The organism is Streptomyces sp. NPDC043878, from assembly GCF_056435735.1.
Genome location: NZ_JBWKDW010000021.1, coordinates 40,457 through 62,544, shown reverse-complemented (window position 1 = coordinate 62,544; position 22,088 = coordinate 40,457). Strand labels below are relative to the sequence as shown.

At 69.2% G+C, this 22,088-nt stretch carries 14 protein-coding genes and 1 pseudogene; 7 read left to right on the top strand and 8 right to left on the bottom strand.

Translation table 11 applies throughout. The annotated features are described in order from the left end of the window. Positions 1 to 141: 141 nt before the first annotated feature. Together AC07AZ_RS26855 and AC07AZ_RS26850 are read right to left on the bottom strand one after the other, a co-directional pair. Positions 142 to 1,038 carry an SCO6745 family protein gene (locus AC07AZ_RS26855; RefSeq protein ID WP_478852070.1) on the bottom strand — a complete coding sequence of 299 codons (897 nt, stop codon included), beginning with the start codon at positions 1,036 to 1,038 and terminating at the stop codon, positions 142 to 144. Between the two features lie 33 nt (positions 1,039 to 1,071). After that, a complete protein-coding gene (locus tag AC07AZ_RS26850; RefSeq protein ID WP_478852068.1) occupies positions 1,072 to 1,605 on the bottom strand; it encodes a YbhB/YbcL family Raf kinase inhibitor-like protein in 534 nt (177 codons plus the stop codon). A gap of 98 nt (positions 1,606 to 1,703) precedes the next feature. Here AC07AZ_RS26850 and AC07AZ_RS26845 point away from each other — a divergent pair, with 98 nt between their 5' ends. After that, the gene (locus tag AC07AZ_RS26845; RefSeq protein ID WP_060895633.1) at positions 1,704 to 2,396 is read left to right on the top strand and encodes a GntR family transcriptional regulator; all 693 of its coding nucleotides are present in this window, start codon (positions 1,704 to 1,706) and stop codon (positions 2,394 to 2,396) included. A gap of 2 nt (positions 2,397 to 2,398) precedes the next feature. Here AC07AZ_RS26845 and AC07AZ_RS26840 read toward each other — a convergent pair whose 3' ends face one another. Together AC07AZ_RS26840 and AC07AZ_RS26835 are read right to left on the bottom strand one after the other, a co-directional pair. Next, the gene (locus AC07AZ_RS26840) at positions 2,399 to 2,773 is read right to left on the bottom strand and encodes a Tn3 family transposase (RefSeq protein WP_478852065.1); all 375 of its coding nucleotides are present in this window, start codon (positions 2,771 to 2,773) and stop codon (positions 2,399 to 2,401) included. An 83-nt stretch (positions 2,774 to 2,856) separates the two neighbouring features. Beyond that, positions 2,857 to 3,000: pseudogene (locus tag AC07AZ_RS26835) on the bottom strand (hypothetical protein); the annotation flags it as partial. 278 nt (positions 3,001 to 3,278) lie between these two features. Between AC07AZ_RS26835 and AC07AZ_RS26830 the strand changes: the two are divergent. The 3 genes from AC07AZ_RS26830 (at position 3,279) to AC07AZ_RS26820 (ending at position 8,638) form a co-directional block, all read left to right on the top strand. Then, complete coding sequence (locus tag AC07AZ_RS26830; protein ID WP_478852063.1) at positions 3,279 to 6,143, top strand: AAA family ATPase; 2,865 nt, start codon at positions 3,279 to 3,281, stop codon at positions 6,141 to 6,143. 441 nt (positions 6,144 to 6,584) lie between these two features. Further along, a complete protein-coding gene (locus tag AC07AZ_RS26825; protein WP_478852061.1) occupies positions 6,585 to 7,190 on the top strand; it encodes a helix-turn-helix transcriptional regulator in 606 nt (201 codons plus the stop codon). A 971-nt stretch (positions 7,191 to 8,161) separates the two neighbouring features. Beyond that, a complete protein-coding gene (locus AC07AZ_RS26820; RefSeq protein ID WP_478852059.1) occupies positions 8,162 to 8,638 on the top strand; it encodes an RICIN domain-containing protein in 477 nt (158 codons plus the stop codon). Positions 8,639 to 8,979: 341 nt separating this feature from the next. On the opposite strand, the gene AC07AZ_RS26815 is transcribed toward AC07AZ_RS26820, so the two are convergent. The 4 genes from AC07AZ_RS26815 to AC07AZ_RS26800 form a co-directional block, all read right to left on the bottom strand. Next, complete coding sequence (locus AC07AZ_RS26815; protein WP_478852057.1) at positions 8,980 to 9,366, bottom strand: DUF6009 family protein; 387 nt, start codon at positions 9,364 to 9,366, stop codon at positions 8,980 to 8,982. Positions 9,367 to 9,526: 160 nt separating this feature from the next. Further along, the gene (locus tag AC07AZ_RS26810; protein ID WP_478852055.1) at positions 9,527 to 11,089 is read right to left on the bottom strand and encodes a DNA primase family protein; all 1,563 of its coding nucleotides are present in this window, start codon (positions 11,087 to 11,089) and stop codon (positions 9,527 to 9,529) included. Continuing rightward, positions 11,086 to 12,075, bottom strand: coding sequence for a bifunctional DNA primase/polymerase (locus AC07AZ_RS26805; RefSeq protein WP_478852233.1), 990 nt, complete (start codon positions 12,073 to 12,075; stop codon positions 11,086 to 11,088). The genes AC07AZ_RS26810 and AC07AZ_RS26805 overlap by 4 nt, the downstream gene beginning before the upstream one ends. Before the next feature lie 628 nt (positions 12,076 to 12,703). Next, a complete protein-coding gene (locus tag AC07AZ_RS26800) occupies positions 12,704 to 13,687 on the bottom strand; it encodes a helix-turn-helix domain-containing protein (protein ID WP_478852053.1) in 984 nt (327 codons plus the stop codon). 216 nt (positions 13,688 to 13,903) lie between these two features. On the opposite strand from AC07AZ_RS26800, the gene AC07AZ_RS26795 reads away from it, so the two are divergent. The 3 genes from AC07AZ_RS26795 to eccCa all read left to right on the top strand — a co-directional run bounded on the left by AC07AZ_RS26795 (position 13,904) and on the right by eccCa (position 22,051). After that, on the top strand, positions 13,904 to 14,842 hold the full coding sequence (locus tag AC07AZ_RS26795) for an NADP-dependent oxidoreductase (RefSeq protein ID WP_478852052.1): 939 nt from the start codon (positions 13,904 to 13,906) through the stop codon (positions 14,840 to 14,842). Between the two features lie 124 nt (positions 14,843 to 14,966). After that, complete coding sequence (locus tag AC07AZ_RS26790; RefSeq protein ID WP_478852050.1) at positions 14,967 to 17,846, top strand: helix-turn-helix transcriptional regulator; 2,880 nt, start codon at positions 14,967 to 14,969, stop codon at positions 17,844 to 17,846. Between the two features lie 227 nt (positions 17,847 to 18,073). Next, a complete protein-coding gene (eccCa, locus tag AC07AZ_RS26785) occupies positions 18,074 to 22,051 on the top strand; it encodes a type VII secretion protein EccCa (protein ID WP_478852048.1) in 3,978 nt (1,325 codons plus the stop codon). Positions 22,052 to 22,088 lie beyond the last annotated feature (37 nt).

The window sequence follows — 22,088 nt, the reverse complement described above, 5'->3', positions numbered from 1 at the left end:
TGGTGGGCAGGTGGCGCGGCCGGTGGGTGTCGGGATCGGTTGGGTGGGCCGGGCGAGCCGGAATGGCGGGCCGTGAGAACGAATCCGGGGTCGGCGAGGGTTTGGCGGCTCGCGATTGATCTTGCTCGCGCAAAGGTTCGTTTATGCGAGATCAGGCTGTCCATGAACGGTCTGGAACGTCCCTGCCGCGGTGAACGCGTTGGTGATCGGCGCGATGAGCGAGGCGAAGCGGCGGGCACCCGCGGTGCCGATCGGCGCCCATAGCGCGGCGCAGTGCTCGTCCGTTTCCACTTCGATGCGCTCGCGTGCCGCACGGCCGGCGTCGGTGACAACGTCATGGGAGTCGAGCCAGCCGCGCGCGACGAGGCGTGCCGTCGCCGCGCTCCACTCCTCGTCGTCCCACTGACGGGTCGCTCGCGCGAGGGCTGTCGGGAGGCGGCCGGTCGCGGTGTGCAGAACGAGGCAGTCGCATGGCCCGAGGCCGTTGTCGGCGAGTACGACGAGATGGGCGTCGCCGCGCCACTCGCGCGCCACCGTGATCTGCTGCCACAGTGCGACAAGAGGATCGGATGGAAGCGCGACCGAGGCGTTCGCGGCGGCGAGCACCTTGCCGGCGTGGTCGGCACCGGCGATGACCGGGTCGATCAGCGAGCGCGCCTCGGAGAGGTGGTCGTCCGTGAGATGTACGTTGACACGCCGCATCGCCCGTCCGGCGGCCAGGAAGCGGGCGGCCTGCCACCGCTCGGGCGACGCGGCGTCCCACACGCCCGCCATGGCCCTCACTGCCCGCGGGCTGAAGTTGTAGAAGGCCGCGAGCGTGACGTGCCAGGGGACCGCGCCCATCGCGGCCGACCGGAAGGCCAGATATACCGGCCCGCGGTCGGTCACGCCGAGCCCGGCCGCCTCCTCGGCGCTCTCGGGGGCAAGGTAGATGAACAGGTGGGCGGCGCTGACGGCGCGGCTGACGTCACGGACGGCGTTGAGGTCCATCGGGCCGTCGCCGGTGCGGGCGTGGTCGGGAAGGGCGTCGAGGTGCATCACGGTGGTGTCTCCGGGAGTCGGGCGGCGCTGTCAGGCGGGCGTTTCGGCCGTGGCGATCAACACGGCGCGTCCGAGGGTGTGACCGGCCATGGTGAAGCCGAGGACGGCCGGTGTGGCGTCGGCCGGAACGCCTGTGACAGGGATGTCGAGGGCGTGCACCACGATGAAGTAACGGTGCGGGCCGTGTCCGGCCGGCGGGGCGGCGCCGATGTAGTGGGCCACGCGGGCGTCGTTGGGCAACTGGTAGGCACCTGCGGGCAGTTGTGAGCCGGTGAGGTTGCCGGCGCCCTCGGGGAGCTCGGTGACGGTGGCGGGGATGTCGGCGACCGCCCAGTGCCAGAACCCGGACCCGGTGGGGGCGTCGGGGTCGTAGACGGTGACGGCATAGCTCTTGGTGCCGTCCGGGGCGCCGCTCCAGGACAGCTGCGGAGATATGTCCTTCCCGCCAGGCAGGCCGGAGGAGTGCTGCTCGGGCGGCCACGCGGCGCCGTCGGTGACGGTAGTGCTGGTGACGGTGAACGAGGCAGCCTGGGGGAGGCGGGCGAAGGGGTCGTTGGCAGGCACAGCGGTCGTTCCTTTCCGGACGAGGACGTCCTCATCGGCTACTGAATCGACCGTAACACGGATAATCGATTATTTAGTGGATCGTCTACTATGGGTTCATGACTCAGACGGCGCACTCCTCGACCCCGCCGGGGAAGCAGATGCTTTCCGAGCAGGTCTACGCACACCTGCGGGACGCGATCATGCGCGGGGACCATTCCCCTGGCGCCCCCCTCAAGCCGCAAGATCTTGCCAAGGAGCAGGGCGTGAGCCTGGCCGTGGTGCGCGAGGCGCTCGTGCGGGTGGTCGGCGAGGGGCTCGCCGACCGGCTGCCCAACCGCGGTTTCGCAGTCCCGTCCTTCTCCGACCGCCGCTGGCAGGAGATCGCGGAAGCCCGCCGGACCGTCGAACCGGTCGTACTGCGCATGTCCATCGAGCGCGGCGACGTCGACTGGGAGGCCCGTGTGCGGGCCGCCCACCATCGTCTGGTGCGCACTCCGGCGTACGTGCCGGAAGAGGGCGATTACTACACCGGCGCTTGGGCCGAGGCTCACAGGGCCTTCCACCGCACGTTGCTGGAGGGGTGTGGCAACCGCGCACTGCTGGAGACCTTCGACCGGTTGTGGACCGCGAGTGAGCTGGCCCGCCGTTGGTCGGCGCACCGCAACCCCGACCGGGACGGCGCCAAGGAACACCGCAGGCTGGAGGAGGCGGTGCTGGCCCGCGACGCCGACACCGCAGCCGCGGTCCTGGTCCAGCACCTCACCTTGACCGCGGCTGCTCTGACCGACGATTCAGGCCAGGCCACCTAGACTTACGCCACAACAGCGAGGTCGAGGTGGGAATTCATGTCCAGCTCGAACCGGCCGTATGGGTTCACGTGGGTCCAGAACAACGGGGACAGAGCTCGCCGGTCGGCGTCGGCGAGCCGCCTCTGCCACATCTCCTCGCTCAGGATGTCCTGGAGCAGCAGGGTGTTGACGTGCACCAGCGCGGACTGGAACAGGTGCAGGGCGAGCATCGAGATTTCCTGGGACTCCTTGTCGGAGCCGTTCAGGTCGCCGTCCTTGCCGTAGAACAGGTCGTGGTTGGCGGAGTTCCTGGTGCGCACGCGGTCTTCGATCTCGGCGTGATCGCGGTGGAGCACGTCGAGGAACTGCACTTGGTAGGTGCCGGCGATGTGGCCCATGTGCCGGATGTTCGTTGCGGTGATCGAGTAGCGCGGGCGACGTACGACACCGCCGGCACCGGGACCTCCACGGCGTCCTCCGGGAACCGGGCCTCCACCTCGAAGAACTTCAGCAACAGGGCGAACCCCAACCGGTTCGCCCCCGCCTTGTTCCGCAGCTGCTCCTGGTCCTCCTCCAGCAGCGTCCAGACCTCGATCAGGTCCTCCGGCTCCCGCTCATGCCGCACCCCGCGCTCCCTCCGGTCATCATGACCGGACCAACCTCGCCGAGCACGGCCCCCAATGAGCCCAGAAGATCAAGAACGCTGACAAGCGCACCCCGGATCCGCTACGGAGAGCTAATTGTCACTTCGCCGTAGCTTCAGGAGAACAGGGCCGTATAGGCGGCCATAATGACAGCCATGGACGTACGTTTGTCCACTGGGGTCCGCCCGAGACGATCGGGCGCACCCGACTGCTGTGCATCGTTCGGCGAAAGGCGCGATCGGCAGTGGCTGATCGGAAAGTGACGACAGATCTGGCCCACGGTGACCCGTCGGCACGCGTGCAGCGCACGCAGGAGCGCATGGTCGGACGTGAGTCGGAACTGCAGGCGATCCACGGCCTGCTGAGCGACCCGGACGGGCCGCGCCTGGTATGCGTCCGGGGCGAACCGGGGGCTGGGCGCACCTCGTTCCTGCGAGCGGCCCATGGACGACTGCGGGCGGAAGGGGCCAGCGCGCTGTTCTTCGCATGCGTGCCAGGTGACGAGGAACGCCCATTGCTGCTGGCACTGCGCCTGATCACCACCCTGGTGAAAACCCAGTCCGACACGGCGCACCAGCAGTCGGGCGGCAGGCTGGTGGCGAACATGATGTCCGCTGCCGAGAAGGGCGAGCGGACGGCGGCGGCGGAAGCGCTCACCACCGCTGTGACGCAATACGGACCCACGGTGCTGGTGGTCGACGACATCGAGCACGGCGACGCCGACTCGCTCACCATCCTCAGCGAACTCGACTTCGCGGGCATCGATCCACGCACCCGGCTGGTGGTGTCGGCGGGCGGGCCGGACAGACCCCAGGAGCCGGGCCTGTCCGGGCGACGGCTGGCAGAGGGCAAGGCGGTGCGGACCATCGACCTCCCGCGCTTACAGCCCCATGACATCGAGGCCGCCTTGGCGAAACGGTTTCAGGCGACCCCCGACGACGCTCTCGTCCAGCGGACCCACGAACTCACCCAAGGGGTCCCGGGGGCGATGGACGCCCTGCTCACGGCATGGACGCAACAGGACGCGATCCGGGTGGTCCAGGGGCACGCCTTCCTGGCCGGCGTTCCGGTGCCCGCGTTGCCGGACAGTGCCCCGTTCCTCGCCACACTGCACACACTGGGCGAACCCGGCCGGACAGTGGCCGGGGCGCTGAGCGTGCTGTGGCCGTTGGGCCCCTGCGCCCCGCAGCTGCTCGGGTCATCCATCGGACTGCCCCACGCCACTGTCAGCGAGGGCATCCGCGACCTGACCCAGGCCGGGATCCTGGAGGAGCTCCCTCGCCAGGACGGCACCGGAACAGGCGGTTGGGCGTTCCGCGTCCCGCTGATGGCCTGCGCCGTCGAAGCCCGGCTGGGCCCCTCGGAGCGCAGTCAGCTCTCCGCGGCCGCAGTGACGGCGCTGTGGGACACCACGGAAGGGTCTACCGGCGGCCGGCGGGCGGCCATCGTGCTCCCGCAGCCGCAGGCCGACTTCTATCTGGCGGACCGGATAGCTGACGCGGGCCCCCTGGTCGACCGTGACCGCGCGGTGGAACAGCTGACCGCGATCGCGGAACGCCAGTGGCCCGACTTGGGCGGCCGGGGAATGCTGCGCTGGTTCCGGGCGGCAGCCCGCCTCATCGAGGACCCGGCGGCCCGCGGCCCCGCCCTGCTGCGAAACGTGAGAGCCGCATACGTCTCAGGCGACTACCCGGCGGCGCGGACGATCGCCGAATCACTACTGCGCACGCCTCACGACGGTGTCACCATGCCGCTGCTCCACGGCATCGCCGGTGTGCTGGCATCAGTGGCAGCAGTCGAGAAGGACTGGCCGTTCCTGACCCGGATGGCCACGGCGCAGTGGTGGGACAGGTCGCCCCTGCCCGCCGGGGCGGCCGTGGGAGGCAGGGCAGTGGCCCTGTGCCACCTGGGGAGGTGGCGGGAGGCCGTGGATCTGCTCTCACGGACCGAGCCACTGTGGCACACCACCCCGGACAGCCGTACAGTGCCGGTCCTCCACCGCTACCGCGTCGCCGCCGAGTTGATGCTGGGCCACCCCGAGCTGTTCACGCGTTCACTCACCACGCCGGAGCCAAAGGACCTGCCCCCTGACCTGCGGTACGTGCTGACGGTCGTCCTGTGCGAACAACTGCTGTGCTCCTCCGACCTGCAGGGGGCACAAGCCCTGCTGTCCGACCGCGGGCTGACGCCCGAAGCACTGCCGCCGTACGGCTTGTTCCTCTGGCGCCATCTGGAAGGCCGCTGGGACGAGGCACTGAAACCTGCCCGCTGGTCGCTGGCCACCGGCCAGGCGGTCACGTCGGCCACCGACAGGTATCTGCTTCCGGCGCGGATGGCGGCCATTCACCTCGCCCGGGGCGGCGTCAACAACGCACACCGCCTGATCAACAGCGCACGGGGCGGGCCGGACGGTCCGCTCGAACACTCCCTGGACCATGCCGAAGCCGACGTGTTGCGGACTCTCGGCGACCCGTCCGGTGCCGCCCGGTCGCTCCGCCGCGGCCTGAGCGCTGCGGACGCCCGCGCACACGTCCACGGCACCGACGAACTATGGGCCGCCCTCACCGGGATACACGTCGAAGCAGGCCGCACCAGTGAGGCGGTGACCTGCCTGAGGCGCCTTCACAAGGTGGCGCAGCAGCTCGACAGCGGCCGCTCACGCCTGCTCTACCTGCTGGCCTCTGCGAGAGTCCTGCGCCAGGACGCCCCCGACCGTGCCCGGCGGGACCTGCGGGAAGCTGTGGATCTGGCCCGCTCCCGATCCCAGTCATTCGAGACCGCGGTCACCCTGTCGGCAGCCGCCGACAACGGCGCGGGCCCGGCCACCCTGCTGCACGAGGCCTACGAACTGTTCCAGGAGACCGGGGCCGCGCTGTGGCGCTTCCACACCAGGACGGCGCTGCGCGAAGCCGGCCTCACCGTCCCCGGTCGCAAAGAGGCCACAGCCGAAAGCCAGCACCTCCTCGCCACCCTGATCGCCGAAGGCCTCACCAACCGCCAGGTCGCCACCGTGCTGCGTCTCAGCGAGAAGGCCGTCGCGGACCGGATCTCCCGGCTGCTGGCGCGCACCGGCCTGCGGTCCCGCGCCGAAGTCGTGACGACGGTGCTCACTCAGGACCGCTGACCGGCGCGGGCTCCGCCACCCGGCTCTCCTGGCTGCCGTGGCAGCGCTGCTCCACCGCGTACACCAGGTCTCCCCGTCCGGTGACCGGATATCTCCCTTCCACCCCGGCGAGACGCACGCGCCGGCACCCCACCCGCACGGTGGGTCCTGCCCCCGGGTGCTCCGCTCCTGTCCGCAGTTGTCCCCTCTGTGCCGGTCGGGTGCCTGCCACGAACCGGGGCGCGATGCTGGAATCAACGGAAAGTCACCGTTCTGCCCCATCTGCCCACTGGACACTCGTGCGACATTTCCCTGCCCTTAACGGGGAGGGCCCGAAGGGACGCCAGGTGCCGATGCAGCCATGACACGATCTTCATCAGCTGCAACAGGCCGCACAACAAGCACGGGTTCCCGAAGGGAAAGCGAATGCCTCAGCAGGTGGTGACAGACACAACTCGGGTGGTGATTCACGCTCCCGACGCCGTCACACGGGCCGGACTGGTCAGCTCCCTCAAGAACGACCGCCGCGTCGTCGAGTTGTCCGCTGACGAGCCGTACGAGGCGGACGTCATGGTGGTGGCGATGGACACCGTGGACGCCGAAGCCCTCGACCTGCTCCCCACCCTGTGCGACCGGCCGGAAGCACGCTTCGTACTGGTGGTGGGACGGCAGTGGCTGGCCAACATCTCGATGGCAGTCGACCGAGGCGTGCGCGCCGTGCTGTGGCGCGATTCCTTCACCCCCCAGGCCTTTGTCCGGACGCTGCTCACCGTCGCGTCAGGCGGTGGCAGCTTTCCTCCCGCTCTTCAGGGCACCCTGCTGGAACAAGTGCAGTGGACCCACAGAGAGGTCCTGACCCCCCGCGGTCTGAACGCCTCCGGCGTCACTCCCCGGGAAGTGGACGTACTGCGCCTGGTGGCCGAAGGCCAGGAGCTCTCAGAGATCGCGCGAAAACTCTCCTACTCGGAGCGCACCGTGAAGTACGTCCTGTACGGCCTCATGAAGCGCATGCAGCTGCGCAACCGGGCCCACGCCGTCTCCTACGCCATACGCTCAGGCATCATCTGAGGGCTTCCGACATCCTCGAACAGGGGATGGAGGCGTCAACAGCCCGGGAGCCGTGCCCCAGCAGCGACCCCCCTCCTGATCACGAAGGGCCGGCCGGGCGGCAGTACAAGGTCGTGGGCGTCCCGCACGCCCGCCTGGACAACGTTGCCCATGATCGCAGGGGTTGCGCGACGCGGTCCCGACCAGGCCGACGTTCGCTGACCTCCCTGGCCTCGAAGGACGATCCCCGTCCCATCCCTCGCCAGGCACCAGAACCCTCGGAAGGAGGGCGTGGCTTGTCCTCGTCCACGCAACAAGACGCCGCCGGTGCCGCCCAGAGTCCACTGGTCCGCCGAGCGGCCGCACTGCCCGCGGTACCCATCAACTCCTCCGCGGCACTGACCCCCGACCCCGCGTCACAACCGGTGCAGCAGCAGACAGCGGTTCCGGCAGGCGGCGCGACCGACGAGCCCGGCAGTACGGACAGGGACGGACGCAGGAGCACACCGGCGGACAGCGGCGCTCTGGCCGTGTGGGAGAGTGACTCGTCGTCGGCCGAGACCACCGCCCAGGCCCCGCCGGTGTCCGCGGGCCCGGACAAGGACGAGCGCGGGCAGACCTCGTCCGGCCGAACGAGAATGGTGTACGTCGGCGCTGCCCTCGGTGCCGCGGCGATGATCGCGGTCCCGTTCCTTGCGGCGAACTCGGATTCGTCATCGAAGGGCGACCATACAAGGCCGCTCAAGGCCGCCGACGCCTCTGTGGGCGCTTACCCGCCACAGCCCCAGACGGTCCCGTCATCGGCAGCGCCTTCGCGGTCGGCGTCGCCCTCCGGCAACCCTTCGACGCCATCCGTTCCCGCCCGGTCGCCATCGTTGGGCAACGCCCGCGGACCCGCGTCCGGGAAACACAAGGCCGGGCACAGCAAGACCCGCACCGGCGGGCACAGCACTGCGAACAGCACCAAGCAGTCCACCGTCAGTGTCCCTGCGGTGTTCGCAGGTGCCGACAACGTGCTCCTGAAGAACCTGGGGACGGGGTACTGCGCCGACGTGCCGACCAACGACCCAGGGTCCCCGAACGTCCCGGTTCAGCAGTACCAGTGCCAGCCGGGCTCGATCGACAACCAGATGTGGAGCCTCAGGGTCGCCTCGGGGCCGAAGGGACCAGGCGGAGCCCGGCTGTTCGTCATCCGCAACACCAAGGACGGCCTGTGCATGGACCTTCCTACCAACGATCCCCAAGCAGCCGGTACGAAGGTGATCGAGTACTCCTGTGACGGCACGACCGGGGACAACCAGCTCTGGTACCTGGCGTACGGGCACCAGAACCACTACCAGATACGCAACCTGACGAGTCACGGTCTCTGTCTCGGCGTCACCGGTGGCGCGGGAGCCGGGTCCGAGGCCCGGCTCCAGATCGAATCCTGCGGCTCCACAGCCGGGGACTGGGGATGGCCAACCCATTGACCTGCTCACCCCGGCCCTGTGGGGTTGCCCCGAGACGCGGGGATGGCTGACAGAAGTCCGCCAGGCTGCCTCTGGGCGGACTGAAATAGCGCTGGTCGGCTATGGCGTGCGTACGCTAGACGGGACTGACGGGACTGACACTTCTCCATACGCATGACCCGGAGTGCGTCCGGCGCACCGCAGCGCAGAGAAGTCCATCAGTCAGTCCCGTCGGTCCCGTCATCTTGTCGCGCCCTGCTTGTACTCGTCCTCACCGTCCCAGGCCACTGTGGGGTGTGTCCCCCGGGCAGACTGAGTCCCGCCGGTCTCGTCAGTGGGCAGCCGAGCGAGCAGTGTGCTTGCTACTTGCTGGCTGGGGCTATCCCGGCGGCGCGGCCCCTTTGGGAGCGCGAGGTCTTGGCACCGACTCTTCCGGGCTCGATGGTGCTGGGATCCACGGCTTCCCCAGGCGCCCCTACCTCGTAGGGTCCGGTCGGCTCGTTGTCGCGGTCGTGGGGCAGGAGGAAGAACGTGCGTCGGGCGAAGAGGCCGCTGTCGGGGTCACTTGCGGCGCCGACTTTGAGGTTGCTGTAGCCGATGAGGCGTCCGTCGCGTTCGTATCGGGGCCTGCCTCGGCGGGTATGCACTTTGTCCAGGGCCTGCCGGACGTAGTCGAGGTCTGCCGGGTCTTCCAGCCACACCACTTCTACTTCATCGTTGAGCTGGCTGTCTTGCAGCATCGAGCTCATGGCCGAAGACCCTCCTTCTCGTCGAGCGGCTGCCGGCCGGTCCCTGTGGGGAGACCACCGCTTGCCCCGTGTTTCCTCGCACAGCTTTTTTCAACGTCGCGCCCTTCATCGTACGGCGCGTCGGTGGGCCTTCCCAGTGTGCCGGGTTGCGTCACCGTGCTCATTCCACGCTCTCCGTTCCGGCTTCTGGGAGCAGGGCGAGCCCTGGGTACAGCTTGCGGTCATTGTTCTTGATCATCTCTGCCGGGGAGGATAGACCGAGTTCCTGGCGGATGCGGCTGGCGAAGGCTCGGCTCGTCGCGGGTCGGATGCCTTCTGCTGAGCACCAGCGGCCATACGTTTCGTAGAGGAGTTTCTGCTCTACGCGCAGGTCGGGGTTGGGCTGTCCGTTGGTGAGCGTGGTGCACCGTTCGGCGATGAAGCGGCCGATGTGGTCCTCGGTTTTCTCGTAGGCTTCGGTGGCCAGTCGTACGGCGGCGGGGCCGTGGAGGGGGTCGCGGGTGGCAAGGTACTGACGTGCGCCTTGGATGAGCCAGTGCAGGATGCCCGGTCCTTCGTCGCGGACGAGTTCCTGGGCCAGGTTGTCGATCTTGCGCGCGTTGGGCACCTTGCGTTCGAAGGGGATGAGCCGCATGCGCCGCCAGAACGCGTAGCCGCCGGTGCCGACTTCGGGACGGTGGTTGCCCAGGAGCCACAGCTTGTGTGTGGGCGTGAAGGTGAAGAAGTCCTGCCGCATCCGTCGGGCGGTGATGGTGTCGCCGCCGGTGAGGAGCTTGACCCGGGCCTCGTTGAACTTGTCGTTCGGCTTGAGCTCACTGCATACGACGATGCGCCGACCGTGGAGTTCGGTCAGTTCAGTGCTGTGTTCGGTGAATTTTCCCTTTTCCATCAGGAAGCCCGGCGGTGCAGCGTTCGCGTAGTCACCGAGGATCTGCATCATCACCTCGAGCAGGACTGATTTGCCGTTGGCGCCGGAGCCGTAGAGGAACGGCAGGACTTGGGCGCCGACATCGCCGGTGACGGAGTAGCCGAGGAGCAGGTGGAGAAAGGTGATTGTTTCCCGGCCCTTGTCGTCGTCACCGAAGGTGTCGCGCAGGAAGCTGTACCAGCGCGGGATCGGCATGTCGTGCGGGGCGACGGTTGTGGCGCGGGAGTGCATGTCGGACAGCGGGTCCGGTTTGCGCAGTTCGCCGGTTTTGAGGTCGACGACTCCGCCGGGGGTGCACAGGACGTAGATGTCGCCGTCCAGGGTGTCGGGGTCGAGGCTGAGGCCGGGGGCGGCCTGCGCCTGCTGCAGGAGGGCTTTCATCCCTGCGGTGGATTGGGTGCGGCGGCGGTGTGCTGCGAGGTCGCGGTCGCTGAAGATGCCGCGGGGGTCGGTGCGCGGCATGTGCTCGGCCATGTCGCCGGCCGCCCACATGGCTCCCTTCTCCCCTCCGGTGCGCTTCCACCGGTACTGGTCCCAGCAGTACCAGCCGAGTCCTTCGACGTGCCGGAAGCGGTCGCTGTAAAGCCGGGCGAACAGTTTGGCGTTTGCCCGATCGGTCAGTTCGTCCGGGAGCAGGCCGACGGTGGGCGGGAGTGGACGGCGGGCGGCTTCGGCAGCCGCCTGCGCCGGCAGCAGTGGCGGCCCGTCGGCCAGGTGGAGGTCGAGACTCTGCTGCTGGTGGATCTGCTCGGCTGCGGCCACGGCGTCGAAGGGGGGCGTTTCGGCGCTGCTCATGAGCGTCCTTTGGGGTGGAGCGGGCGTTGTTTGCCGGCGAACAGAGCGGATTCGATGATGGAGACGTTGCGGCGTTCCTGGTGGGGGCGCGCGCGGTTGGCTGTTTCCAACAGCAAAGTCTTCGCCTCCGTCTCCGTCAGGTGGCCGCCCTGAATGAGGCCTCCGGCCGTGAAAGCTGCCCGGTTGAGTTTCTCGGTGAAGCCGGCTCCTTCGGGGATGGGCCCGCAGGCGGCGACCAGTTCCAGGAGAGGCTCGAGGATCCGGCTCGCGGACTTGCCCGCTCGTCGGCGGGGTCGTGCGGTCGGTGCGTCAGGTGGGAGGCGGTTTGCCGGGCTGGAGGGTACGTGGCCGGTGCGGGCGAGTTCAGCGGCCAGCCGGCCGGGGAGGAGAGCAGGACGCCGGGCTTTTCCTACCCGGGTATATGTACCGGCTGCTGTCCGTGTGGCCGGCGCGAGGATATAGCCCCCATCAGAGCGGACATCGACCTGCCAGGCAAGCGCGACCTCGGGACTCGACCCTGTGGACGATCGGTAGCGCGTTTCAGGATCGGGGTTGCGGTACCAGATGTGGAGGCCACCGGATGGTGTACGCACGCGCAGGGTCTCCTCGTCCTCCGCGGGACTCGGTTCGTGGCGTAGAGCTGCCAGAAGTGCCAGCGTGTCGAAGCCGGTGGCCAGCCCTGTGAGGGGTACCTGCGGACCGATCGGGATGCCTGGCAGCAGGCGGGAGCGGTGAGGGACTTGTGCGCCATGCGCATCCACATCGATGACCACGAGGTTCGCGGGACCGCAGGAGACCCCTACCCCAAGGCGGGTCTGGGCGGACCACCAGGCATCGATGCGCTGAAGCAAAGTCGTAGCGGCGTGGAAGCCGTGGCACCAGCCTCCAGCGGGGATACAAGGGCAGTCGGCTGGGTTGTGCCGAGTTCGCCTGCAACGCTCGCAGTTGGCCGCTGGCGTCTTTTGCCGAGGCGCCAGCGGATGCACCGGCCAGCCCGCGGCGGCGCACCAACGCGCCACATCACGTGGCTCGCCACGTCCCGAAAGGGGGGGCAAGGATGTCGCAACCTCGCGGGGCACTGGGTGTCCTTGTCGAATCTGTTCGGTCCGCAGTCTTCGTCGTCAGCAGCAGGGCCTGCAAGTGGGCGGAGGCTGACGGGACTAACGGGACTGAGATTTAGGCATGCGGCACAGAGATTAGCGCACACTATCGCGACGTTGAGGGGGGCAGGGCAAGCGTGTCGGAAAAGTGAGTCCCGTCAACCCCACCGGAGGCTCACATCCTGCGGGGCGGGGACAGTCGGTTCGCGGCAGGGGTTCGGTCCCGCTTCGGTCCCGTGCGAGAACATGCAGCTCAGAAGCTATTTGGCCTCGCCTCGCGGGACTGACGGGACCGAAGGGCGCATATATGAGCTGCGTAGCAGTGACAAGCATATGCGGTCTTATACGCGCCCGTACGCGCGCCCCTCATCGGAATAACTCCCAAGGTGAGTCCCGTCAGTCCCGTTCACTCGCTACGCAACCTTCTGAACTGCACGTTCTCCTACGGGACTGAAAAAGATCCATACCGGAGGATGGGAAACGGGCATGGGACCGGACGGGGACGGCTGAGTCGTCAGCCCGGTCGGCGGGCGAACAGCGCCGGTGTTGCTTGGTAGTGCTTCTTGAATGCGCGGATGAAGTGGCTGCTGTCGGTGAAGTGCCAGCGCGCGGCCGCCTCGGAGACGCTGAGCCGTGATCCGGGGGCGGTGAGCGCTGCGGCCGCTTCCTCCAGACGCCGGCGGCGGACGTAGGCGCTGAACGACTCGTCCAGACTCGTGAAGGCCCGCTGCAGGGTGCGCACCGAGACGTGCAGGTGTGCGGCGATCGCGGCCGGGGAGAGACCGGCGTCGGTGAGCCGGGCGTCGGCCAGGTCCTTGGCCGCCTGGGCCAGCGCCGGGGTGAAGGTGGGCTCGTGGTCGTCGAAGTGGTCGAGGACGAGTCCCTTGGCCAGTTCGAGCAGGGCGTTGCGGGACGCGTGGGCGGTCCCCGGACTGAGGTCCCTCACGGTCCGCTGGACCATGCTGGTGTGCGCCATGAGGATCTGCGCCGCGGGCGAGGTGGCCCGGCCCGCGCGTGGTTTCCCGGCGACCAGGGACCGCAGGGCGTCGCCGGGAAAGATGAAGATGCAATTGCCGATCTCCGGCGTGGTGTGGAAGTGGTTCTCCGTCACGACGTGGTGCATGAAGTAGGTGCCGGCCGAGACGTACGCGTCACCGCCCCGGTCGTGCGGGTCCCCCAGGGTCATCGCACCTCGCAGCCCGACGTACAGCCTGATGTGGTCGTGCTCGTGCGTCCAGACTGACTGGGTGCTCACGGGGGAGGAGCCCCAGAGTTCGGTGACGACGGTGTCCCGCAGGGTGACCGAGCGCACCTTTCCCTGGAAGCCGTCGACCGTGGAAGCGCTGAACTCCGGCAGGGGGTAGAGGTCTCCTATGCGGTCGTTCCAGGTGTCGATGAACGGCTCCCACGTTCCCCGGCCGGTTCCGGTGGAGTCGGTCTCGGCGGTGAACGTGCCCACCTGGGCGCTCGGTCCAAGGAAACGCGGCCTGCTGCTCATGTGTCCTCCGCGCCGATGAAGATGTCGCCGGAATCCCATCTGGTGTCGCAAACGTACACGCTTTCCCCGCACGGCCGTTCCTACTGTTGGCTGCACTTCAACCGTTGACGATCAACCGCCTGCGGGTGCACCCGGCGCCACAGAGACCATGCCTTGCCTTGCTCCGCATGCGGAGCAAGGCCACCGCGACCTCTCGGGCGAAAGCAGAAAAGACATATGAAGGCAGTGCGTTTCCATCAGTACGGCGACCCGGACGTCATGCGTTACGAGGACGTCGAGCAGCCATTTCCCGGCGTCGGGCAGGTGCGGGTCCGTGTCGCGGCGACGTCGTTCAACCCGGCCGACGCCAACATCCGCGCTGGCCTCATGCTGAGGGCGATCCCGGTGACGCTTCCGCACACACCCGGCATTGACGTCGCCGGAACCGTCGACGCGCTCGGCGAGGGCGTGACTGGCGTCCAGGTCGGTGACCAGGTCATCGGTTTCCTGCCAATGGCGAAGGCTGGCGCCGCCGCCGAGTACGTCCTGGCACCGGCCGACGTCCTGGCACCGGCGCCCAGGAGCATCGCGCTGTCCGACGCGGCTGCGCTGCCGCTGGTGGGCCTGACCGCGTGGCAGGCGCTGTTCAAGCACGCCAAGCTGACGGCCGGGCAGCGCGTGCTGATCAACGGTGCGGGCGGAAAGGTCGGCGGCTACGCCGTGCAGCTGGCCAAGTGGGCCGGCGCGTACGTGATCGCCACGGCCGGCCCGCGCAGCAGCTCGCGCGTCACGGCGGCGGGCGCAGACGAGATCATCGACCACACGACCGCCGACGTCATCGCGGCGGTGAAACGTCCGGTCGACGTCGCGCTCAACCTCGCGCCGGTCGAACCGGCTCAGTTGGCCGCCCTCCTCGGCCTGATCCGCCCCGGCGGTGTGCTGGTGCACACCACGGTGTGGATGCCCGCGCCTGCCGACGAGGATCGCGGCGTACGCGGCATCAATCTGTTCGTCCATAGCGACGCTGAGCAGCTGTCGCACATGGTGGCGCTGATCGACCGTGGCGAGCTGCGCGTGGAGGTCGCCCGGAGGGTACCGCTGGCAGAGCTGCCGGCTCTGCACGCCGCCGCGGGCGCACTGCCCAACGGCAAGGTCGTCGTCGTGCCCAGCATCTGACTCCCACCCACTGGCGTTTGAAAAGACAATCACGATCACCCGCCGCCACGTGGTGGCCGCCCTCGCGAGGTGTGCAAGTGATCGACTTGGAAGATGGCGGCTCGTAGGCGTGTGAGGAGTGCTCGTGCGGCACCGTGCGTCTCTGATCGATCGGGACCGTGAGGTCGACGAAGTGGCCCAGATCCTGGGATCCACCGGTACGTCGGCGCAGACCTTGCTGATCACCGGCCCGGCGGGGGTAGGGAAGACCGCCGTGCTGGAGCGGGCACGGCTGGTGGCGACGCGGAACGGCGCCAAGGTCGTGACGATGAAGTGGGAGGACACCGAAGAGCCGCCTGGCGTGGCGGCCCTGGCCGATGCCGTGTGCGACGTGCTCGCCAGGATCCACGACGGTTGGCTGCCGGCCCGGATCACCGCCGTGCGCCGGGTGCAGTGGCGCATCACCCACCGCGGTGGTGAATCGATCCTGCTGAAGACCATGGGTGAAGTACTGGCCGACGCCGCCCAGTCCGTCCCCTTCGCTGTCGTTCTCGACGACGTGCAACGGATGCCGTCACAGACGGCCTCCGCTCTGGGCGTAGTACTGCGCGCCTTCCGGCCGACGGACATCCCCGTGGTGATGGCCGGCCGTCCCGTGGGCGCGGGATGGGCCGACGGAGGCGGTCTGGCGGCGACAGCAGACCGAGTGCTGGAGCTGCGGCCGCTTCCGCCGTCCGGGATCGGTGAGCTGGCCGCGTGGTGGGCCGGCCGCCCCGTCGAACCGGCGCTGCTGACAGCGCTGTTACGTGCGCTGGGACCGCTGGCCGGAAACCCGGAGGCAGTGCTGTCCCTGCTGACCTGCTGGCGCGAAAGCGGCAGCCTGCTCGAACTGGACGGCCGGCTCTGCCTGACGGAGCGCCCGGACCTGCCGGACCCCGTCAGCCGCCCGGATGAGCTGCTCCGGCTCATGCGGCCCGATATGGCCGCCGAGTCCGTGGGGCTGGCCGCAACGCTGGCCCACCTGATCGGTGGCGGCGAACTCCGCCTCGACGACCTCCGCTTCGTGGGGCCGCAGGACGGAGCACACGCCGAATCGGTCGCCGCCGGTGTGGACCAGTTAGTCAAGAGCCAGGTGCTGACCGTCGACGGCGACCGCCGCCTGTCGTTCCCCGTTCCCGCACTGGCCACGACGTTGCGGACGCTGCCCGTGCGGAGCGATCTGCCAGGCGTCCACGCCCAGGTCGTCACGTCGGTGACCGACCGGATGGACGCTGCCACCGCAGGCGCCCGCTACCCGTACCTGGCCGACCACGTCGCGGCGGCCGACTCCTTACTCGACGACGAGCTCGCAATCCCACTGCTGCTCGCCGCAGCCCGCAACGACGCACGGTCGGCTCTGCGGCGGGCCGCGCGGGCCTACCGGTCGGCGCTGCGGCGTCTGTCGCCCGGCGACCCGAGAACGCCCGCTCTGCTGCGCGAGGCCGCCGAACTCAGCCTCCGGTACGCCGACTACGAGGGGGTGCTGGAACTCGGTCAACCCCTGCTCGCCTGTGCGGAACGGTGGGCGGACAGCACGCCCGCCCAAGACCGGTCCGCTGGGCACGGGACAGCCCTGCAAGTCGCGCTCCAGTCATGGGTTCTCGCGGTGCTGCACGAGCATCGGCCCCCCTTCTGCCAGCGCGCCGGCGCGCGCTACCGAACCGCGTTGGAGCCGATGCCGGCCGTAGCGAGGGCGGTGTCGCTCGCCGCACTGTACGGGATCGGTCCGATAACCCTGACGGCATGGGACGACGAGCAGACTCCCACATCCACCCCGGCATGCGGCTACAGCCCGCTGCCCGCGCCCGCCGAATTGCGGCTGATGGCCGCCGCCGTGGGGAGCAAGGCGGAGATCGACAGCGCGCGGCAGGCGCTGCCGTCCGGCGCTGTCGCCGAGGAGGCTCTCGACCGGCTGCGGAACGCCGCAGCCTACGGGGACTTGGCGGGCGCTTTCGCAACCGTGCTGGGTGAGCACTACACCGGAGCCGGACACAGCACCGCCATCCGCTACCAGGCCATGGTCCGCGACTACCTCAAGGGACGCTGGGACAGCGCCCTGTCCTCCGCGCGCCGGATCGAGACACGAAGCCGCCCCGACGGCGCGGTCGGGCCGGGACAGCTGGCCCGGGCACTGGCGGCGGAGATCTACTGCATGCGCGGAGAGTTGGGGCACGCCCACGCGTGGCTGGACCTCATCCCCGACAACGTTATGCATCCACTGGTGGACCGGGTGCGCATCGCCGTGCGGTACTGGTCGGGGCAGACGGACGAGGCGCTGGCGGGCGGATGGCGCGACGCGCGCCGGGCACGCAAGAACGGCACGCTCGCCGGCGTGGAGAGAGTGCTGCTGCGGATCCTCATGGTGGCCGCGCTGGAAGACCGGCCGGAGACGGCGCGGCAAGCGCTGGAGGAACTGGAAGCGTTGCACGAGGAGGCAGCCTCGCCCATGAGCCGCGAGGCGGTGCTCATCGGACGCGGCATGGTCCATCGCGACGCCGACAGCCTGCTGGCCGCCCACCGGTCGCTGACCCGGCGAGGCGACGCGCCCCTGGGCCTGATGTGCTGTTACGGCCTGCTGGAGGTCGGCGACGACCCCCAGCCGTGGCTGACCGAGGTGAAGCGGATCTCGCACATGATGGCAATCGGGCGGCCGGTGCGTGCTGTGATCGATCGCACGGCGCAACGCCGGAACATTTCGCTGCCGAGACGCCGCTCGGCGAGCAAAGGGCTCAGCGATGAAGACATCACTCTGATCGAGATGGTCAGCGTCGGATTGACCAACCGGCAGATCGCGGCCCGGCTCGCGTGCAGCGAAAAGACCGTGGAGCAGCGGTTGACCCGGTTGTTCAGACGTACCGGGTGCCCTTCCCGGGTAAAGCTGGCCGCGGCCTGGCTGGACGGCACTCTGGTCCGGCTCGGGCTGGTGCCGGACACCAGCGGCCACCACGGCGGACCGGACCCGGGGAACAGCGCGATCGCGACCTGACAGCACGGTTGGCACCCTCGGGGAGAGACACCGGCCGCAGTCGCTGAACGGGCAGGCAATATCCGCCGTCCGCACGGACAATGTGCCCGCGCAGGCCCGGACTCCGTCCGGGCCGGTTCGTAGGGTGGGTGAGCAGCACTGCTGCGGCTCGCGAGACCAGTACCGGCACCCCGTCCCGGTACTGCCGCGGAACCCTGAATGCCCCTCAGTCCGCAGGAGACAGCCTCATGAGCACCGTGGTCGTGAAGCGCTCGCCTCGTATTCCCGGCCCCGAAGCTCCGGAGGACCAGATCGAGCTCGCCGAGCCCCCGATCCTCCCCGAACCCCCGACCGCCGACCTCACCTCGGTGCTGGTCTTCCTTCCGATGCTGCTCGGCGTCGGCGCCATGGTCATGATGTTCACCCTTGGTGCCCGTTCGACGACCACGTACATGATGTCGGGGATGATGGGCGTCGCCATGATCAGCATGGGGCTCGGCCAGCTCGGCCGGCGCGGTGCCGACCGGAAGCGGAAGATGCGCGCCGAACGCCGGGACTACCTGCGCTATCTGGCTCAGGTGCGCAGGCGGGTCCGGCAGTCCGCGGCCGAGCAGCGGGCGGCGGCGCACTGGGACAACCCCCGCCCGCAGGACCTGTTGGCCATGGCCGGCCAGCCGCGACTGTGGGAGCGCAGGGCCGGCCACGACGACTTCGCGGACGTGCGCATCGGGCTGGGCTCCCGCCCCGCCAACCTGATCCTGGTGCCGCCCGGGACCAAGCCGGTGGAGGACCTCGAACCCCTGTCGGCGATCTCGTTGCGGCGCTTCACCAAGGCCTACCAGTCGGTCGGACACCTCCCGGTGACGCTGCCGTTGCGCCGGTTCACCAGTGTGGAGCTCGCCGGTGACGGGGCCGCCGCGCTGGGTCTGCTGCGCGCCGTGATCGGGCAGTTGGCCGTGCTGCACTCACCGGACGAACTGCGTGTCGCGCTGCTCTCCGACGCGGTGGGACGCGCCGAGTGGGGCTGGCTGAAGTGGTTGCCGCACAACCTCCACCCGTACGAGGAGGACGCGACCGGGCCGCTGCGGCTGGTGGCGGAGGACCCCGACACGCTGCTGAACCTGCTCGGCCACGAGATGACCGACCGCCCCGACCATGATCCCGACGCCGCCCCCCGGGTCAGCGAACCGTTCGTGGTCGTGCTGGCCTACCGGGTGCACATCCCGGAGACCTCGCGGCTGCTCGGCGCCGGACTGCGCAATGTCGTACTGCTCGACGCCACGGGCGCCATGACCGGCGGACCGCACGTACTGCGGCTGACGCTCCAGGACGGCACCGTCCAGTTCCACGCGGGCGAGACCGTCGTCACCGCCGAGAGTGACTCGCTGTCCTCCTCGGCGGCCGAGTCCCTGGCGCGCGTTGTGGCCCCGCTCCGCACCAACGGCGGCGTCGACCTCGTCGACCAGCCCCTGGAGACCGACTTCGATCTCAGTGCCCTGCTCGGCATCCGCGACCCGCGCTCCTTCGACGTGGCCGCGCTGTGGCGCACCCGCAGCCCGCAGAGCACACGCCTGCGGGTACCGATCGGCATCACCGAGGACAACGAGGTCCTGGAGCTGGACCTGAAGGAGTCGGCGCAGGCGGGTATGGGCCCGCACGGCCTGCTGATCGGAGCGACCGGCTCCGGCAAGAGCGAACTGGTGCGCACGCTGGTCATGGGTCTGGCCGCGACGCACTCCTCGGAAGTGCTGAACTTCGTCCTGGTCGACTTCAAGGGCGGCGCGACGTTCCTGAACATGGACCGCCTCCCGCACACCTCCGCGGTGATCACCAACCTCGCCGACGAACTGCACCTGGTCGACCGCATGCGCGACTCGCTGAACGGCGAGATGATGCGCCGCCAGGAACTGCTGCGGGAGAGCGGCTACTCGTCCCTGTTCGAGTACGAGAAGGCCAGGCTGGGCGGCACCCCCCTCGCGCCGCTGCCGTCACTGCTGGTCGTCGTCGACGAGTTCTCCGAACTGCTCGCCAACAAGCCGGAGTTCATCGATCTGTTCGTCAGCATCGGCCGCCTGGGCCGATCGCTCGGCGTCCACCTGCTGCTCGCCTCGCAGCGACTGGACGAAGGCCGCATCCACCGGGTCGAGGGCCACCTGTCCTACCGGATCGCGCTGCGCACCTTCTCCTCCATGGAATCCCGCAGTGTGATCGGTGTGGGCAGCGCCTACGAGCTTCCCTCGGCACCCGGCAACGGCTATCTGAAGATCGACACCAGTAATCTGGCCCGCTTCAAGGCCGCCTACGTCTCCGGTCCCTGCCCGGCGTCACCCACCGTCTCCGGCGGCTCCGCCGAGACGGCGCAGGGCAGCGACGAGATCGTTCCGTTCGGCATGGAGCAGCGCGTGCCGCCGTCCCTGGACGCGGCGGAGGAGGCCGGGGAGATCCTCGTCCAAGAACCCGAGACACGGACCGCTGAGCCCGCCTCGGAGGACGAGGAGAGCCTGCTGGAGGTCCTGGTGGACCGGCTGGAGGGTGCCGGTCCGCCGGCCCGCCAGGTGTGGCTGCCGCCGCTGGACGTCCCGGCCACCCTCGACCAGCTGCTGCCCGGTATCGTCCCCGACCCGGAGCGCGGCATGAGCGCGAGCGACTACCCGGCGCTCGGCAAGCTGCGCGTGCCGATCGGCATGGTCGACCGGCCCTTCGAACAGCTGCGGGAACTGCTGGTGGCCGACCTGGCGGGCGCGGACGGGCACATGGCGCTCGCTGGGGCACCGCAGACCGGGAAGTCCACGATGCTGCGCACCCTGATGCTCGCCCTGGCCCTCACTCACACCCCTCGCGAAGTGCAGTTCTACTGCCTCGATTTCGGCGGTGGCGGACTCCAGTCCGTGGCCGGGCTGCCACACGTCGGTTCCATCGCCACCCGCCTGGACCGCGACCGGGTGCAGCGGACCGTGGAAGAACTCACCCAGTTGCTGGAGGTTCGCGAGCGGCGCTTCACCGACCTGGGCCTGGAGTCGATGACGGCCTACCGAGGCAGGCGTGACAGCGGGGAGATCGACGACCCCTACGGTGACGTGTTCCTCGTCATCGACAACTGGGGCACCCTCAAACAGGACTTCGAGGACCTTGAACCGCGCATCACCGATCTGGCAGCCCGCGGTCTGTCGTTCGGACTTCATGTCGTCGCCTCGGCGGTGCGCTGGTCGGAGATCCGTCCGCGGGCCCGCGATCTGTTCGGCACCAAGTTCGAACTGCGGCTCGGTGACGGCGGGGAGTCCGAGCACGGATCGAGGGTCGCCGCCACCGTCCCCCACCAGCCTGGCCGCGGGCTCACCCACTCCAAGCTGCACTTCCTGTGCGCCTTGCCGCGACTGGACAGCTCTTCACGGAGCGACGACCTCACCGCGGCGACCAAGGCCGCGGTCGCCGAGATCGACACCTTCTGGACCGGGCGCTCGGCCCCCGGGGTGCGGCTGCTGCCCACCAAGCTGCCGCTGTCCAAACTGCCGCCGCCGGAAGGAGACCTCAGGGTGAGCCTCGGCTGGGACGAGCAGCGGCTTGCCCCCGTGTGGCACGACTTCAGCAGTACTCCGCACCTGCTGGTGTTCGGCGACAGCGAGACCGGCAAGACGAACGTGCTGCGTCTGGCCATCGACGCCATCACCCGCCGCTTCACCCCCGACGAGGCCCGCATCCTCCTCGCCGACACCCGCCGCGACCTGTTCGGCGCCGTTCCCGAGGAATACCGGGTCGGATTCGCGGTCGACGGCGACAGCCTCACCCAGCTGGCCGGCAGCGCCGCGGTGTCGGTTGGCAAACGAGTCCCCGGGGCCGACATCGCCCCCGAACGGCTGCCGCGCCGCGACTGGTGGACCGGGCCCAGGCTGTTCGTGCTCATCGACGACTACGACCTGTACGGCGGCGGCCCCGGCATGGGCACGCAGTCACCGCTGAACTCCCTGGCCCCGATGCTCGCCCACTCGGTCAACATCGGGCTGCACCTGGTGATCTCCCGCTCCACCTCGGGCGCCTCCCGAGCCATGATGGACCCCATCCTGCGCCGCATCTGGGAACTTGGCAGCCCCGCTCTGCTGCACTCCTACCCCAAGGAGGAAGGCAAGTTCGTCGGTGAGGCCCGGCCCCGGACGCTTCCCCCCGGCCGGGCCCAACTCGTCACCCGGCGCGGCATCCGGCTGATCCAGGTCGGCTACGCAGGCCCCTGACTGCGGCCCCGGCCGCCCGCCCACGGCACCGCCATCC